A 16189-nucleotide genomic window follows, 5' to 3' on the forward strand; every position below is an offset into this window, starting at 1 on the left:
AACGTTCCGGACTGATGAAAGAAAAGACTAACAAGAAAGAGGGGCAACCAACAACTGGCGTCGTGGAGTCCGGGCCGGACAATGCGGCAGCACTTGCTAATCAGAAGCTTGCCAAAGCGGAAGCAGTTAAAGAAGAGATGATTCACCTGATCGTCTTCAAACTTGGCGCAGAAGAATACGGCATCAAGATAGAACAGGTAAAGGAGGTGACGGTCACGCCGAATGTGACTCGAATGCCACGAACGCCCGACTTTATTAAAGGAGTAGCCAATATCCGGGGGGATATTATCGCCATTATGAATCTCGAGGAGCGTTTTGGCATACGTCCTGTTCCTTTGGCCGATGACCTGAATCCGCGTATCACCTATACCTTAGTGATTGAAGCAAAGGAATACAGTATTGGTGTGATCGTGCGCGAAGTGCCACAGTCCCTGAACCTGTCCATGACCAAAATTGACAAGGCCCCTTCGTTTCTGCAGGACATCAACATTAATGAAAACTACATAGAGGGCATTGCGAAAGTAAACAACCGCCTGATAATCGTGTTGGATATGTACAAAATCCTGACCCAGGATGAGATCAGGGAGTTGAAAATTAATTAAAGCAATTCATTCAAATTGAAGCTATACTTTAAGGTATGAAAAGAATTCTGATTGTAGATGATTCCTTCTACATGCGCACAATGCTCAAAAACATGCTCACAGATGCAGGTTATGAGATAGTTGGGGAAGCTCCGAACGGACAGACAGCACTGGAACTGGCCAAAGAAACCAATCCTGACCTGATTACCCTCGATGTTATTTTACCAGACAATACAGGACTTGATGTGCTCAAGGGCATTAAAGCAGATCAGCCTGACATGAAGGTCGTGATTGTGAGTGCCGTAGGGCAGGAAGTTATCGTGAATGAAGCATTGGAATACGGTGCACTTTCCTATATCGTAAAGCCTTTCTCAGAGGAACGGGTGCTGGAGGTAGTAAAGAAAGCGCTCGAAGAGTAGTAAATTCTGACTTAAGGAGTACGTATTGTTGGTAGAAGTAAAGGAGATGTACTTTGAAAAGACAGAATAACAGGCTGAAGGTACTGGTTGCTGACGGATCAAGTCACGCCCGCCTTGTGCTTGAAAGTATACTGAGCAGCTCACCTGATCTGGAGGTCATTGGACTTGCCTCTAGCGGAGATCAAGTGCTGGAAATCTTGCGCCATCAAAAAGTGGATGTTATATTGGCTTCAGTGGATCTTCGGAAAAATGCGCAGTTATTAGTTTTTAAGCAGGTTTTTAGTGAGTGCCCCACACCGATCGTGATGTTGGTTGAAAAAGAACAGCTCAGTCTTGATCTTCTCGAGCAAGCTATCGATCTAGGCGTTTTTGGGGTGATCCTAAAACCAGGCCCTAGTACAAGACCTGCCTATAGGTCAATAGCGGACGAGATTCGCAGAAAAGTAGTCGCAGTGCGGGAGTCGGAATACTTTGACCCTAAAAAACGCCTGAGTATGCTGGGCGAGGAAGCACAGATTATACCTCAGGCAACGGCAAAAAAGGAGTTCCGAAATGTGACGGCAGACACGATCATTGTGATGGGAGCTTCCACTGGTGGAACGCAAGCGGTGGAGCAGATAATCAGACAACTCGACCCAAAGCTGAAGGCTTGTGTTTTAGTTGCTATACACCTGCCTCCCAAGTTCACGCATAGCTACTCACGCAGACTAAAGGGCATGACGGACTTAGCTGTGGTTGAAGGGCGTGCAGGTATGATTCCTATGCCTGGTAAAGTGATTATAGCCCCCGGAGGTAGAAACATGATTGTACATACTGTGATGGGAAATACCGCCAATTTAAAAATAGGCTTTAGTGAAAACGACGGCACAGCGCATGATCTACCCTCAGTTGACCAACTGATAATGACGGTGGCGCAGAGTGGCGTGCGACGCGTGATTGGTGTGGTTCTGACAGGTATGGGCAAAGATGGCACAGCAGGAGTATTGGCCCTATCACAGCGCAAAGGAGGGTATGTCATAGCACAGGATGAGGCATCGTCTGCCATTTTCGGAATGGCAAAATCAGCCATAGATAGTGGTAATACTGACAAAGTGCTGCCTTTGTCAGAAATTGGCCAGTACCTGAACTGGTATGTGGCAGCAAACAGCAGCAAGTCAGTACAACTGACGTGAATTCATGAAATCGAGAGAGCAGGAGTATAAAGAGATTTTTATAGCAGAAGCGCTGGAGTACTACGACGCCCTTAACAGGCTCATCAGCGAACTGGAAAAAAAGCCGCAGGACGATCAGGTGCTGGCGGAGATATTCCGTATGCTGCATAACCTGAAGGCAAACGCAAAAGCGATTGGCTACCTGCAGATTTCCGATGTATCGCATAAACTTGAAACTGCCTTTGGCCTGATCCGCAACAAGGAACTGAGTTTCAGCGATGAAGTAGTTGGTGTCCTTTTTGACGGTATCGACTTGCTCGGTGAACTGATCAAGGGCATTGACAGCGAACGGCAGGTGGAAATTGATCCGGTTCTGATCCGCAACCTCGATATCATTGTTGATAGCCTTTCGGACAGTACGGTAGAGCTGGCTAAGGTGCAGAAGTTCAGTACTTCACGAAACCTGACGCTATCCGATCTCATTTACATTCAGGTAAAGAAACTGGACCACCTCATGAACCTGGTGGGGGAGCTAATCATTGACCGCGACCGAATTCTCTCTCTAAGCCGCGAACTGGACAATGATGAACTAAAGACTGTAAGCTCCCACCTATACCGGATTACAGAGGACCTGGAGTACAGTGTGATGGATGCGCGCCTGGTTAGCATCGGTACTTTGTTCAACAAATTCCCGAGGGTGGTGCGCGATATCTCGACTTCCGAGAAAAAAGAAATTAACCTGGAGTTAACTGGTCAAGACATTCAGATTGACCGCAATATTCTGCAGATTATAACAGATTCGTTGCTGCATCTGGTGCGCAATGCGATCACGCACGGTATTGAAAAGCCTGAACAGCGTGCTAAGGTGGGCAAGCCCAAAGTTGGTTCGCTTCAGCTCTCAGCCCGCAGCGACCGCGAAAGTGTGATTATCACCTTAGCTGACGATGGAAGAGGAATTGATGTCGGAAAAGTTAAGAAAGCAGCTGTTGAGCGGCATATGATTGCAGGGGAAGTGGCAGATGGGCTTCCGGACTCAGAAGTATACTCTTTCCTGTTTGAGCCCGGTTTTTCGCTGGCCAAGGAGGTAACAGAGTACTCTGGCCGGGGTGTCGGTTTAGATGTAGTGAAAAATGCGATTGACTCCATAGGCGGTCGCATTCGTATAGAGTCAGAGAAAGGCAAAGGAACCTCTTTTATTCTGCAGTTACCAACCTCAATTGCAGTTAAGGGAGCACTCTTATTCGAGATAGACAGTATTTTCTATGCCATCCCACTAATCCATACCGATTCTGTGGTGGCCCTGGATAAAGACGAACTCCACGAAGTAGGGGATGTGCTCGTTGCCGATATTAAAGGGGAGACCGTAACGGTAGTGTACCTGGACGAGCTCCTGAATGTAGAAGAAAGCCAGATGCGTCTGGGTGATAAAACACGGTTAAAGGGTCAGGTACAGAACATCATTATTGTTTCGTATAACAACCGCAAACTCGGCCTGATTGTGGACAAGCTATACCGGCAGCAGGATATAGTGGTGAAGCCACTCAGCAAACCGCTGGATAGCATTGATTTATATGGCGGTGTCACGCTGCTTGGTACAGGTAAGGTATGCCTGGTGCTGGATGTGCCCGCTATTACCAGATACTTTGTGAACAGAAGATGAGGAACTGAGGCGATGGATAACATTATTAATAACACGATGAACATGATGGATACGCATGTAACCGAGTTGGAAAAGGATATTATCAAGGAGATCCTGAATATAGGACTGGCCCGCGCTGCCGATTCTTTTGCTACTATCGCCAAAGATAAGGTGATGCTCAAGGTGCCTGATGTGCAGCTGATTGAAGTTAAAGACCTTATTTCGCTCATCGCCAGATACGAGAACTCACACTTTATCATTCAGTCTGATATAAAAGGAGACTTCAACGGGGCTACGCTCATGCTTTTTTCAGATGAGCACATCACCCTGCTTTCCAACGTTTGCCTTAGCATGCTGAACGTGCAGAAGGGCGAACTGAATGTGATGCAGGAGTCACTTTTACTTGAGATCAGCAATATCATCACGGGCGCACTGGTAACGCAGTTAGCCAACATTCTGAAGAGTAATATCTACGGATCACCGCCAAAAGCCCCTAAAAGCCATATCGCGAACTCACTAAAAGATATTCTGGTGCAGCACCCGCTATTTCAGCCGCTCGTTTTTACTGTTATCACAAAGTTTCAGCACAACTCAAAAGACGTAGAACTGCCCCTGCTGCTCTTCTTCGATACCAGCACACTACTTAAAATGCTTGACATTATCAGAACTTTTAAGGTATAAGCCATACATTCTATACCTGCTGATAATTTTTTGAAATAAATTATCTGACGAGCTATACCTGTCTGTTTCATCCCGACAGGTATAGCTCGTTCACTTTTTGGGCTATTCCTACTCTTATTTGAGACGGTTCGTGGCTCGCTTCGTACTATTCTAACTGAAAGGTGTAGTTTGATTATAGCGTCAGTTTTCGTTTTTTTGCATTTTTATTTACAAGAAACCTCAAAGTCAATTAATGAACGCCTTAGGAAGACACATTTTAGTTGAATTTTACGATTGCTCTCCTGAACTGATGAACGATGTGATTCACATCGAAAACAGCATGGTTGCCGCTGCCGAAACAGCCGGCGCCACTGTCATCAACAGTACTTTTCACCACTTTTCACCTTACGGAGTATCCGGCGTGGTGGTGATTCAGGAAAGCCACTTGGCCATCCATACCTGGCCTGAGTATGGCTATGCAGCCGTAGACCTGTTTACCTGTGGCGACTCGGTTGACCCATGGGTTTCTTACATGTATCTGAAAGAGGCCTTCGAGTCTGGTCATGGCTCTTCGATGGAACTGCGCCGCGGTCAGCTGAGTCTGTTAAAGCGCAACGACTTCAATCTGGAGACATTACGTGATGCAGCTTCCAAAACCATAGAAGCGGAAGGTTCTATTACGCGGGATGTTTGGTTCACAGAGCGTGACGAGAACATCGCCTTGTCACTGAAGCACACCGGCAATCAGCTTTACAAGAAAGACTCGGAGTACCAGCGCGTAGAGATCTATGAAACACTTGCCTACGGCAACATGCTTACCTTGGATGGTATGGTAATGTGCACGCAGAAGGACGAGTATGTATACCACGAAATGATTACTCATGTACCCATGTTCAGTAACCGCGCTGCGAAGCGTGCACTGGTAATCGGTGGAGGTGACGGCGGAACCGTACGTGAACTATTGCGGCATGAACAACTGGAGGAAGTGACTCTTGTTGAGATTGACGAACTGGTTATTGAAGCCTGCAAATTACACCTGCCTGAAACTGCTGTGGCATTTGATAATCCGCGTCTGAACCTGCTGGTAGAAGATGGTATCAAGTATATTAAGGAATGTGTCGATGAGCACTACGACTTGATCATTGTCGATTCTGCTGACCCGGTTGGTCCTGGTGAAGGACTTTTCACAGCAGAGTTCTATCAGGAGGTATACCGCTGCCTGACAAAAGACGGCGTGATGATTACCCAGAGTGAATCGCCTCGTTTTAACTCGGCTGTGTTTGTAGAGATTTACGATACCTATAAGAAGATTTTCGGACAGGATAAAGTGCACTGCTACCTGGCAGCTATACCTACTTATCCGACCGGCACGTGGAGCTTCTCGTACTCAGCAAAAGGCAATGCAAATCCTTTGCAGTTTGACAAGACGGCGGCTACTGAGTTTTCTAAGCAAGCGGGACTCAAATACTACAATGAAAACGTGCACATGGCTGCCTTTGCGCTTCCAAACTTTGTGAAGGAGCTATTAAACTCAAACCCTGATAACGTAACTGATGAATACTCAGCAGAACCAACCAACTAATAGCAAGCAACAAAAGATCGCTACGTTCGACCCGAATGGTGTAGGCGATGTGAACGGTGGCCTTTTCGGTTTGCCTTTTACCATAGAAGAGTCGGAGGTTGTGCTTATACCTGTGCCCTGGGAAGTAACGGTGTCTTACAGTGCCGGTACAGCAGCTGGCCCGCAAGCCATTAAATCGGCTTCTCCACAACTTGACCTGTTTGAGCCTGCCATTAAAGGTGCCTGGAAACTAGGTATAGCGATGGAAGAGATTTCAGAGGATTGGGCTGCTGTGAGCGATAACCTGCGCCAGCGGGCTGAGAATTATATCAACTGGCTGGAGGAAGGAAGTCCGGAATCTGACAGAGCCGAGTTTGAGAACCTGCCGGCTGAGGTGACTGAAAAAGGAGAGGAGCTGCTGCAATGGCTGAAGGCAAGGGCGCACAACTACCTGGATCAGGGTAAATTGGTTGGCGTAGTAGGCGGGGACCACAGCACCCCGCTTGGTTTGATGCACGCACTGGCAGAACGCCATGAGGAGTACGGCATCCTACAGGTTGATGCTCATGCTGATTTACGGGATGCCTATGAAGGCTTCAAATATTCTCATGCTTCGATCATGTTCAATGCGCTGCAACTGCCACAGGTCAAAAAACTGGTGCAGGTAGGTATACGTGATATCTGTCAGGCAGAGGCAGAACTAGCTAATCAGTCAAACGGACGGGTGGCGATATTCTACGATAGTGTGCTCAAAGAGAATATGTACGAAGGTGACAGCTGGAAAAAAGAGTGCAAGAAAATCATTGCCCAGCTTCCTCAAAAGGTATACATCAGTTTCGACATCGATGGTCTGGACCCAAAACTTTGCCCTGCGACAGGTACCCCGGTGCCTGGAGGTCTGGAGTTTGAAGAAGCCATATACCTGATCAAAGCGCTTGTGAGATCAGGACGTGAGATCATCGGTTTTGACTTGTGTGAAGTAGCACCTGGCGAGAGCGAGTGGAATGGCAATGTAGGAGCGCGACTGCTTTATAAGTTGTGTAACTGGATGGCCGTATCTCAAAAGCGACTGGAAGTACAGTAGTCTTACCTTTATTCCCGGTTTGCCGTATAGTGGGGTAGAAATAACAATCTATCACTATATATCGAAACAAAATGGGGATCATCATTAAGATTTTACTGACCGGTGTAGCCGCTCTTTTGGCTGCCTACTTACTGCCCGGTGTGCATATTGACGGATTTATAACGGCTCTGATACTGGCAGCCGTGCTGGCCTTGCTTAACGCGGTGGTTCGTCCGATCCTCGTTATCCTGACAATACCGGTTACAATACTGACCCTTGGCTTGTTTTTGCTGGTCATCAATGCATTAATTATTCTGTTGGCCGACTATCTGATAGGAGGTTTCGATGTGGATGGATTCCTGTGGGCGCTTATTTTCAGCTTGTTGCTGTCACTTATCACAGCAATACTGGATATGATCTTTTAATTCGCAATGTTACCACAAACAGAAAAGCTCCTGGTTTAGGTCAGGAGCTTTTCTGTTTTGTATAACCTGGTATTTAGCGAGACATCCAGGCTTCGCAGGCGTCAGCACACTCGCGGCAGGCGTCGGCGCATTTCTGGCAATGGTCATGGTCATGCTTGCGGCACTCTTCTTCGCAGAGGCGACAAATTTCAATACATTCCTTCATTACATGTTTGGCATGGGCTGAATCACGGGCTACAAAACGTGCGGTAAGCGTGCAGATGTCGGCGCAGTCACGGTCCAGCATAATACAACGAACCATCATTTTTACGTCGTCCTCCTGCAGGCAGGCAGTGGCACAGGTCTCACAGGCAGTAATACATTTGATCAGCACATGCTCTAATTCATTGGTTCTTTCAGATTTCATAGTTTATCAGTTATAAGGTTCACATCTTCATAAAATACGGTTACCCAAAGTCATTGTTTGTTAATCTGAAACGTGTAGCTAAAACAGGAACCTATTTCACGCCGATTATGGTTAACTTTGGGTTTAGTACAGCAAATATTTTTCGCATCGTTACACTGATTACAAGGCATGAGTTTAGGTATAAGAGAGGCACGTGAAGCATTAAAACTGTATTTTGGGTATGAGCAGTTCAGGCCCATGCAGGAGCAGATCATCACACATATTCTGGAGCAGAAAGATGTGGTGGTGCTGATGCCGACCGGCGGCGGAAAATCTGTTTGTTTTCAGGTGCCTGCTGTGGTGATGCCAGGTCTGTGCGTGGTTGTGTCGCCATTGATTGCCCTGATGAAAGACCAGGTTGAAGCGCTTTTAGCCAATGGTATACCTGCTGCTTATTTAAATAGCTCGCAGACTACTGATGAGCAGTATAAAATAGAGGAGGAGAGCCTGGCAGGGAAGATCAAACTGCTGTACGTTTCTCCCGAAAAATTGCTTTCCGCTGGCTTTTTCTCATTCCTGAAAAGATTGCAGGTTTCCCTTTTTGCTGTGGACGAAGCACACTGTATTTCGTCATGGGGGCACGATTTCAGGCCGGAGTATACCCAGCTTCGTGCCCTTAAGCAACAATTTCCGGCTATACCTGTCGTGGCGCTGACTGCCACTGCCGACAAATTAACGCAGAAGGATATACAGGAGCAATTGCAACTCCGAAAGCCTGAAGTGTTTGTAGCCTCATTTGACAGACCGAACATTAACTTGACCGTACTGCCCGGGCAGAATCGCTTTAATAAGATCACAGATTTCCTCTCACGAAGACAAGGGCAGCCAGGTATAATCTATTGCCTGAGCCGAAAAGCCACCGAGAGCCTCTCGGGCAAGCTGCGCGATAACGGGTATAATTCCACTTTCTATCATGCAGGTATGAGTGCCCAGCAACGCTCAAAAGCACAGGAAGCTTTTCTGCGCGATGATGTGCAGATTGTTTGCGCTACCATTGCTTTCGGTATGGGTATAGACAAGTCGAATGTGCGCTGGGTGATTCACTATAATCTACCTAAAAATGTAGAAGGATACTACCAGGAGATCGGGCGGGCCGGGCGTGACGGTGCCAAGTCAGATGCGCTCTTGTTCTACAGTTTTGCGGATGTTATGAATCTGCGCACGATGCTGTCGGACAATGACAAGTCGCAGAACGAATTGCAGTTGGTTAAGCTGGAGCGCATGCAGCAGTTCGCCGAAGCAACCTTTTGCAGAAGGCGCATTTTGTTGCAGTACTTCGGGGAGCGAATGAGCAAAGACTGTGGTAACTGCGATATTTGCCGCAACCCGCCCAGCCGCTTCGATGGCACCCTGATCGCCCAGAAAGCCTTGTCAGCCATCGCCCGCTCACAGGAAAAACTGAATATGAGTCTTCTAGTAGATGTGCTGCGCGGTTCCCGCAACAGCCAGGTGCTGTCCGGCGGCTTCGATCGCATCAAAACATACGGGGCAGGCCGCGACATTGGCACCCTGGACTGGCACCGTTATCTGCACCAGATGCTCAATGCTGGTTTGGTTGAACTGGCCTATGATCAGAACTATACCTTAAAACTGACAGAGCAGAGCGAGCAGGTTCTCTTTAAAGGCCGTAAAATAGAACTAGTGAAGTTTGAAGATGCCAAGCAGCAGACTGAAACATTACAACGAGAAAAGCCAAAACGGGAGATTATTCGCGATGCCTTGTTCGAGCGACTGCGTGCTTTGCGTAAACGAATGGCCGACGAACAGAATGTGCCGCCTTATGTAGTGTTCACGGACAGCACACTGCAGGAGATGGCAGCAGAAAAGCCCTCAAACCGCATTGCCATGTTAGCAATCAGTGGGGTTGGCGCTCAGAAATTCGAACGTTATGGGCATGATTTTATAAATGAGATCATTGCTTTTATGACAGAAGAGCAGGCTAAAGGCAGTGCGATCAAAGGAGCGACGCACCTGGTGACGTGGGAGGCGTATCAGCAGGGCCTGAGTCCGGAGGAAATAGCTAGGCGCCGCAACCTGAACCCTGTTACAATCTATTCCCACCTGGCCACGCTACTGGAGCAGGGCTACGATGTGCCGGTACACGATTTCGTATCGAAGCGGGAGTACGAGGTAATCGTGGAAGCGATTGAAAGTCTCGGCAAGGATGCCAAGCTAAAGGATTTGTTTGAACACTTGGAAGAGCGATACGAATACTTCAAGATCCGACTTTCCCTGGCCATGTACAAGATGCAGTATGTCTGGTGATTTTTCGGTATAGCAATTTCTAAACAAAGAAGGCCACCCGATCAGGGCGGCCTTCTTTGTTATTATGAGGTATAGAAATTACTCAATTGAAGCAATTGAATCTGGCCAGCTGTCTTTGTCACCATTCACGATACCTTGCGAGAACACTTCGCCACGAAGAAGCAGAATACCGGCTACGTGCGGTGCTGCAAGGGAGGTTCCGCTTCCGGCGCTACCGAAACCACCGCCTATGCGTGTAGAAGATATGTTCACGCCCGGAGCGGCATAGTCAACTGGTGCACCATAGTTGGAGCTTGACCAGAAATTCTGATATTGATCCATAGCAGATACTGTGTACACACCAGGCGCATTGACACGGGCTGGAGAGTTAACTGAGCAGTCTGTAGCGCTGTTTCCAGCTGCGATCGCAAACAGGATACCTCTTCCGGCGGCCGTTGTCACAGCATTATCCAGTGTGCTCGAAATGCCGGAGCCAAGGCTCATGTTCACCACATCACCAGGTTTTGCCATGTTAATTACATAGTTCACAGCGCTGATAGCACGTGATACAGTTCCGTAGCCTGTGTTATCGAATACGCGAAGAGCAACAATATTAGCATCAGCTGCTACACCTACCACGCCGCTGCCATTGTTTTTGGCGGCAATGATACCGGCAACTTTTGTACCATGACCAAATCCATCCTCAATAGAAGCATCGCCATAAATGAGTGATGCGCTGCGCTGAAAGTCTACATTCAGGTCCGGATGATCTGTGTCAATACCTGAGTCGATTATCCATACCGTTTTGCCGGTACCGTCACCGTAGCCATTCATTTCTATATTCCAAGGCAGGGTTTCACCAGCAAGAGGCGTAATTTTAGTGTATGAGCTGCTGCCAGGTTGCTCAGGTGCAGGGCTTGGTTCAGTAGGAGTCGGCTCTGTTGGCAGAGGCTCTGTAGGTGTTGGTTCAACTGGAGCAGGCTCTGTTGGGGTAGGCTCTACAGGAGCAGGTTCTGTTGGAGTTGGCTGAGTAGGAGTGGGTTCTGTTGGTGCTGGCTCAGTTGGAACTGGTTCCGACGGAGTCGGGTCTACCGGATTAGGTTCGGTTGTGTTCTTCTTGCCGTTACCATTACCATTACCATTACCCTTACCTTTTGTGTCTGTATCGGTATTTCCATCTTTGGTTTTGCCATTACCATTTGTGGAAGCGTTCATATTAGGTTCCTTGGTTTTACCGCTATTACCTCTCGTCATGCTGTTTTCGTTGGCAGAATTTGCAAGCATAATGATACGGTCCTGCTCAACATAAGCAACTTCCGGATTTTTACGCAACTGATCGAGCTGATTCTTAGTGAGACGGGCTGCAAAGCCGTTTACATTTCCTTCAAAAGTTTGTTTGATAGCTTCGCGCTCTATACCTGAAGCAAGCATCATCCGTTCCCGCAGTGACACTACAGCAGCACGTCCGGCTATGGTCATAGCGCTTACACCGGTCGAGCTTAAATTGCTGGAGCCGTTTTTAAATACCACAATGTACTGGTCAGGTATAGCCTGTCCGTGCTGTGCATTAAATTGAGCGGCATCGGTCTGAAACTGCTCCTCCATAAAGTCCTCTTTCTGACAGCTAGAAAGAGTGAGTACTGAGGCAAGCGCTAAACCAGACAGCGCCTTAAATAGTGTAGAATTGTTCATCATATAAGTTTGGTTGGATTGGGTAATTAATTGAATTATATTTTCACAGAAACCCGTAACATTGCAAGTTTTATAAAAGTTTACGAATGTGATAAAATTGTATGAATTTTATTTTTATGTAAGACCTAAAAGGATAAAGGATTCCGGTCCGCATTTAAAAATGTGGATTCTCGAAGATGGTTTTCTCGTGAAGAGATATACTGTATGTGAGGGTTTAGTAGATTTTTATCATATAATACACGTATTGAGTAACTTTTCACGAAAGATAATTGGATAAAAAGTAAGAAAGCAAATTTTCAATCAAATAAATTTATATTGAACTATTAAGAGGTGTTACTTTTATTAAATACTTGAATATACATTATTATAATTGTATTATACCGTCATGTATAGGTTTTTATAAATATAACTAAAAAAGACCACATTTATTTGCTAATAAAATTAGTATAATACGTATAGATTTAGTAAGTTTACATGCCGGCACCAAGCGTGCTCTGTTTATTATCAGTACACGAACAAACAATAATAGTGGAAAAGGTAACATCGAATATAAGACACCTTCGCAAGCATGCCGGTTATACCCAGGCACAGCTTGCAGAAAAGTTAGAGATCAAGCGTTCGTTGGTGGGAGCGTATGAAGAGGGTAGGGCAGAACCAAAACTGAGTACCCTTGTAAATGTCGCCCGCCTTTTCGAGGTTTCTCTGGACGAGCTCATCACAGCCGATCTCTCAGACCCGAATTACAAACCCGAAGCCGGTCAATCGGGTGGTGGCAAACTGCGGGTACTGGCCATTACGGTTGATCAGGAAGATCGTGAAAACATAGAACTGGTGCCGCACAAAGCGAGTGCAGGCTATCTCAACGGTTATTCAGACCCCGAGTTTATTGAGGAGCTTCCCCGTTTCCGGCTTCCTACTTTAGGCAGCGGCGGTACTTACCGTGCGTTTGAGATCAGTGGCGACTCCATGCTGCCCCTGTCCTCCGGCACCGTCATTGTCGGGCGTTTTATTGAGGACTGGAGTACCGTAAAAGATGGAACCCCCTGCATCGTTGTCAGTGGCAAAGAGGGAGTGGTCTTCAAGCGGGTATACAACAAGATGAAAGAAGCTGCTACGCTTCGCCTTCATTCCGATAATCCCCTTTACACTCCTTATGATCTCTCAGTTGATGATGTCGTGGAGATCTGGGAAGCCAAGTCTTATATAAGTTCTACTTTCCCGATTGCTGACATTTCTCTTGACAAGCTCTCTTCCATTGTGCTGGATTTGCAGAAGGAGATGCTTAAACTGAAGAAAGCGGAATAATTTAAAACTGTTTAAGGTATAGAAGTAACAGCGCATCCTGCTCCTGATAGGGCAGGATGCGCTGTTTTAGCGCTGTTTTACGCTGCTGGTTAACTACCAACGGCATTATGCGTAAAGGCATAACATAAAACAAAAGCGCGATATGATACGATTAATTACCGATTCTCAAAGATATGAGGCCAAAGTGGAAGGAGAGCTCCGTTCCCACTACCTTTTCTCGTTTGCAGATTATTACGATCCTGAAAATATGGAATTTGGACCGTTGCGTGTCTTCAATGATGACTACGTTCATCCACGCTCCGGTTTTCCCTCACACCCGCACACAGAATTAGAGATCGTGACCATCGTACTCTCAGGGGAGTTGACACACAAGGACAACATTGGAAATGAAACCAAGATTAGGCCAGGCCAGGTGCAGCGAATGACAGCAGGCACAGGCATCACCCACACTGAAGCGAATGAAACGGACGAGGAGATTCACTTACTACAGCTTTGGTTTTTGCCCAATAAGCGAGGACTGGCCCCTTCCTATGAAATGATGGATGTTGGTTTTCTGAAAGCAAAAAATGAGCTTAAACCGTTGGTGACTGGGCAGAAGGTGCTGGAAGATGTGGCATATATCAATTCAAACTCCACGGTGTACTATGGCAGTGTAACGCAAGGCGAGGAAATAACTTTCAGGACATTTAAGCTCCGCAGAGCCTTGATCTATGTGCTTACGGGAAGTTTATTGGTCAATAATGTGGAAGCTGATCAACATGACCAGATCAGGCTCGACGAGCAGGAAGTTATTGGTATAAGAGGAACCGCAGATGCCACTTTTATTTTGGTGGATGTTCCGGCTGTGGAGGCGAATTACTAAGATCACCTAAACAAATAAAGCAGTTGGCAGGCCGATAGTGGTGCTGCCAACTGCTTTTGCTTTTTTAATCGGCCTCATCGCCAGGCGTAGCAATGGCTTCCTGCAGGAGGTGTTCATCCAAATGTTTACTCGTTTTAGCGCCTAGTTCACGTAGTATCTCCACTCTTCGAATCAGGTTGCCTTTGCCGTCAGTCAGTTTGTTCATGGCACCGTTGTAGGCAGTCTGGCTCTGCTCCAGATGGCGGCCTACCGTTTTAAGATCCTCTACAAAGCCTACAAATTTATCATAGAGCTTTCCGCTCTCCTCCGCAATTTTAAGCACGTTTCGCTTCTGGTCCTCCTGCCGCCACACGCCGGCCACGGTGCGTAGGGTAGCCAGCAGGGTGGAAGTAGTCACTAGCACAATATTCTTGTCAAAGGCATCGGTAAAGATATTCTGATCATGCTGCAGCGCCAGATTAAAAGCCGGCTCAATGGGAATGTACATGAGCACAAAATCAGGAGAATTAATGCCGCTGAGACGATGATAGTTTTTGCGACCAAGATCGGTATAGTGTGTCTTGATAGAGGTGATATGGCCGCGCAGGTATGTTTCCAACTGCGATTCGTCTTCGCAACTGCAGTAGGCTTCATAAGCCACGAGCGAAAGTTTTGAGTCGATGACCAAGTGCTTGGAGTCTGGCAGGCGTATAATCACATCGGGTCGGTATACCTGTTGCTCGTCGTTTTGCCTGACTGCTTCGCGCTCGTAATGCACGCCTTTGCGCAAGCCCGATTTTTCGAGCAGACTTTCCAGCAGGTATTCGCCCCAGTTACCTTGTGTTTTGCTTTCGCCTTTCAGGGCTTTGGTCAGGTTGAGTGCATCCTGACTCATTTGCTGGTTTAAGGCCGATAGCTGCGTGATTTGTTCTTTTAGTGAAATGCTGTCCTTGAGTGTTTTCTCATACGTCTGGTCTACTTTAGTCTCAAATTCCCTGATTCGCTCTTTGAGTGGAGACAGGATACGTTCCAGGTTTTCGGAGGAGGCTTTGTTGAAGTGCTCTGCATTCGTCATCAGCACCTGGTTGGAAATATGCTGAAACTGCTGCAGGAATTTTTCGCGCAGTTGCTCCAGTTCATTGGCCTGCGCGTGCATGCGCTCACGCAAATGTTCGTAGTCAGATTCGGTTTTAGTAAGCGCATTGGTCAGCTCCATGGTTTCAGTCTGGGCATCGCGCAACTGGTTTTTCAGCGCTTCGGCTTCCTGCGCCTGATGTCTGGATTGTCCCTCCAGTACGCCCTGGGCCACAACTGCCTGATTGAATTTATCCTGCAGTGCGCTTATTTTTCCTTTCATAGCCAGATAGGCTACCACGAGCCCTGCCAGAAATGCCGCTATACCTTCCATTATCTCCATACAGTAAAGGTATGTTTTTTTAGCATTTCAAACCAGATGCTAACAATTTTAGTTTTTAAGTTTGCTCTGGATAGTCTGTTGCATTCCATTCAGCATAAAACTGGGCGAGAAATCCTTCCATGTACCGGTGGCGTTTTTCAGCCATTTGCCGGGCAGTTAGGGTATGCATCCGGTCCTTCAGGAGTAGCAGCTTTTCGTAGAAGTGGTTGATGGTAGGTGCAGTACTGGATTTGTACGTATCAAAATTGTCGTGCAGAACGGGTTTTATTGCCGGATTATATAACTCCCTTCCCTTATGTCCGCCATAAGCAAAGGTGCGCGCTATACCTATCGCTCCGATAGCATCCAGCCGATCCGCATCCTGCACAATACGACCTTCCAGGGTGGGCATGGCAGAAGAAGTGCACGCGCCTTTATAAGACAGCCCACTTACAATGGCACATACAGCAGCTATTATCTCTTCATCAAGCTGTAGTTTTTCCAGCCACTCGCGTACCATGCGAGGTCCGACTGTTTCGTCTCCGTTGTGAAATTTATGATCGCCAATATCGTGCAGCAGCGCCGCCAGTTCAACAATAAAGGTATCGGCGCCCTTTTCATGTGAGGCAATGTAAAGCGCATTTTTCCATACCCTGAAAATATGCCACCAGTCGTGACCGGAGCCTTCGCCCTCCAGTTGTGCTTTGACATAGGATGCGGTTTTGTCGATGATGGCTTGTTGCTGCATAGTATCTGGTATATTTTCC

At 47.1% G+C, this 16189-nt stretch carries 15 protein-coding genes; 11 read left to right on the forward strand and 4 right to left on the reverse strand.

Features of this window, described 5'->3' with window-relative positions:
- The first annotated feature begins 14 nt into the window (after positions 1-14).
- The 8 genes from K3G39_RS02065 (at position 15) to K3G39_RS02100 (ending at position 7499) form a co-directional block, all read left to right on the forward strand.
- Complete coding sequence (locus K3G39_RS02065; RefSeq protein WP_220624492.1) at positions 15-602, forward strand: chemotaxis protein CheW; 588 nt, start codon at positions 15-17, stop codon at positions 600-602.
- A gap of 35 nt (positions 603-637) precedes the next feature.
- Complete coding sequence (locus K3G39_RS02070) at positions 638-1000, forward strand: response regulator (protein WP_220624493.1); 363 nt, start codon at positions 638-640, stop codon at positions 998-1000.
- Between the two features lie 53 nt (positions 1001-1053).
- Entirely contained in the window at positions 1054-2172 is a 1119-nt protein-coding gene (locus K3G39_RS02075; protein ID WP_255593761.1) for a chemotaxis protein CheB, read from the forward strand.
- Positions 2173-2176: 4 nt separating this feature from the next.
- Positions 2177-3811 (forward strand): chemotaxis protein CheA, encoded by a 1635-nt coding sequence (locus K3G39_RS02080; protein ID WP_220624494.1) that lies wholly within the window; start codon positions 2177-2179, stop codon positions 3809-3811.
- Between the two features lie 42 nt (positions 3812-3853).
- Complete coding sequence (locus tag K3G39_RS02085; RefSeq protein ID WP_220624495.1) at positions 3854-4471, forward strand: chemotaxis protein CheC; 618 nt, start codon at positions 3854-3856, stop codon at positions 4469-4471.
- 232 nt (positions 4472-4703) lie between these two features.
- Positions 4704-6032, forward strand: a complete 1329-nt coding sequence (gene speE, locus K3G39_RS02090; protein ID WP_220624496.1) for a polyamine aminopropyltransferase — start codon at positions 4704-4706, stop codon at positions 6030-6032.
- Positions 6004-7095 carry an agmatinase family protein gene (locus tag K3G39_RS02095; protein ID WP_220624497.1) on the forward strand — a complete coding sequence of 364 codons (1092 nt, stop codon included), beginning with the start codon at positions 6004-6006 and terminating at the stop codon, positions 7093-7095. The genes speE and K3G39_RS02095 overlap by 29 nt, the downstream gene beginning before the upstream one ends.
- Before the next feature lie 71 nt (positions 7096-7166).
- Positions 7167-7499: a phage holin family protein gene (locus K3G39_RS02100; protein WP_220624498.1), complete on the forward strand. Its 333-nt coding sequence runs from the start codon at positions 7167-7169 to the stop codon at positions 7497-7499.
- A gap of 73 nt (positions 7500-7572) precedes the next feature.
- Here K3G39_RS02100 and K3G39_RS02105 read toward each other — a convergent pair whose 3' ends face one another.
- On the reverse strand, positions 7573-7905 hold the full coding sequence (locus K3G39_RS02105) for a four-helix bundle copper-binding protein (RefSeq protein WP_220624499.1): 333 nt from the start codon (positions 7903-7905) through the stop codon (positions 7573-7575).
- A 168-nt stretch (positions 7906-8073) separates the two neighbouring features.
- Here K3G39_RS02105 and recQ point away from each other — a divergent pair, with 168 nt between their 5' ends.
- Complete coding sequence (gene recQ, locus K3G39_RS02110) at positions 8074-10209, forward strand: DNA helicase RecQ (RefSeq protein ID WP_220624500.1); 2136 nt, start codon at positions 8074-8076, stop codon at positions 10207-10209.
- 78 nt (positions 10210-10287) lie between these two features.
- On the opposite strand, the gene K3G39_RS02115 is transcribed toward recQ, so the two are convergent.
- Positions 10288-11883 carry a S8 family serine peptidase gene (locus K3G39_RS02115; RefSeq protein WP_220624501.1) on the reverse strand — a complete coding sequence of 532 codons (1596 nt, stop codon included), beginning with the start codon at positions 11881-11883 and terminating at the stop codon, positions 10288-10290.
- A gap of 525 nt (positions 11884-12408) precedes the next feature.
- Between K3G39_RS02115 and K3G39_RS02120 the strand changes: the two genes are divergently transcribed.
- Complete coding sequence (locus tag K3G39_RS02120) at positions 12409-13185, forward strand: XRE family transcriptional regulator (RefSeq protein WP_220624502.1); 777 nt, start codon at positions 12409-12411, stop codon at positions 13183-13185.
- A gap of 142 nt (positions 13186-13327) precedes the next feature.
- Entirely contained in the window at positions 13328-14047 is a 720-nt protein-coding gene (locus K3G39_RS02125; RefSeq protein ID WP_220624503.1) for a pirin family protein, read from the forward strand.
- 64 nt (positions 14048-14111) lie between these two features.
- On the opposite strand, the gene rmuC is transcribed toward K3G39_RS02125, so the two are convergent.
- A complete protein-coding gene (rmuC, locus tag K3G39_RS02130) occupies positions 14112-15443 on the reverse strand; it encodes a DNA recombination protein RmuC (RefSeq protein WP_220624504.1) in 1332 nt (443 codons plus the stop codon).
- A gap of 55 nt (positions 15444-15498) precedes the next feature.
- Positions 15499-16170, reverse strand: a complete 672-nt coding sequence (locus K3G39_RS02135; protein ID WP_220624505.1) for an HD domain-containing protein — start codon at positions 16168-16170, stop codon at positions 15499-15501.
- Positions 16171-16189 lie beyond the last annotated feature (19 nt).

It is taken from the genome of Pontibacter sp. HSC-14F20 (genome assembly GCF_019599265.1).
GTDB lineage: Bacteria > Bacteroidota > Bacteroidia > Cytophagales > Hymenobacteraceae > Pontibacter.

Coding starts and splice junctions, on each gene's coding strand:
- K3G39_RS02135 (WP_220624505.1), bottom strand. CDS start 16,170: ATGCAGCAACAAGCCATCATCGACAAAACCGCATCCTATGTCAAAGCA.
- K3G39_RS02070 (WP_220624493.1), top strand. CDS start 638: ATGAAAAGAATTCTGATTGTAGATGATTCCTTCTACATGCGCACAATG.
- K3G39_RS02085 (WP_220624495.1), top strand. CDS start 3,854: ATGATGGATACGCATGTAACCGAGTTGGAAAAGGATATTATCAAGGAG.
- K3G39_RS02115 (WP_220624501.1), bottom strand. CDS start 11,883: ATGATGAACAATTCTACACTATTTAAGGCGCTGTCTGGTTTAGCGCTT.
- K3G39_RS02105 (WP_220624499.1), bottom strand. CDS start 7,905: ATGAAATCTGAAAGAACCAATGAATTAGAGCATGTGCTGATCAAATGT.
- recQ (WP_220624500.1), top strand. CDS start 8,074: ATGAGTTTAGGTATAAGAGAGGCACGTGAAGCATTAAAACTGTATTTT.
- K3G39_RS02095 (WP_220624497.1), top strand. CDS start 6,004: ATGAATACTCAGCAGAACCAACCAACTAATAGCAAGCAACAAAAGATC.
- K3G39_RS02100 (WP_220624498.1), top strand. CDS start 7,167: ATGGGGATCATCATTAAGATTTTACTGACCGGTGTAGCCGCTCTTTTG.
- speE (WP_220624496.1), top strand. CDS start 4,704: ATGAACGCCTTAGGAAGACACATTTTAGTTGAATTTTACGATTGCTCT.
- K3G39_RS02125 (WP_220624503.1), top strand. CDS start 13,328: ATGATACGATTAATTACCGATTCTCAAAGATATGAGGCCAAAGTGGAA.
- rmuC (WP_220624504.1), bottom strand. CDS start 15,443: ATGGAGATAATGGAAGGTATAGCGGCATTTCTGGCAGGGCTCGTGGTA.
- K3G39_RS02065 (WP_220624492.1), top strand. CDS start 15: ATGAAAGAAAAGACTAACAAGAAAGAGGGGCAACCAACAACTGGCGTC.
- K3G39_RS02080 (WP_220624494.1), top strand. CDS start 2,177: ATGAAATCGAGAGAGCAGGAGTATAAAGAGATTTTTATAGCAGAAGCG.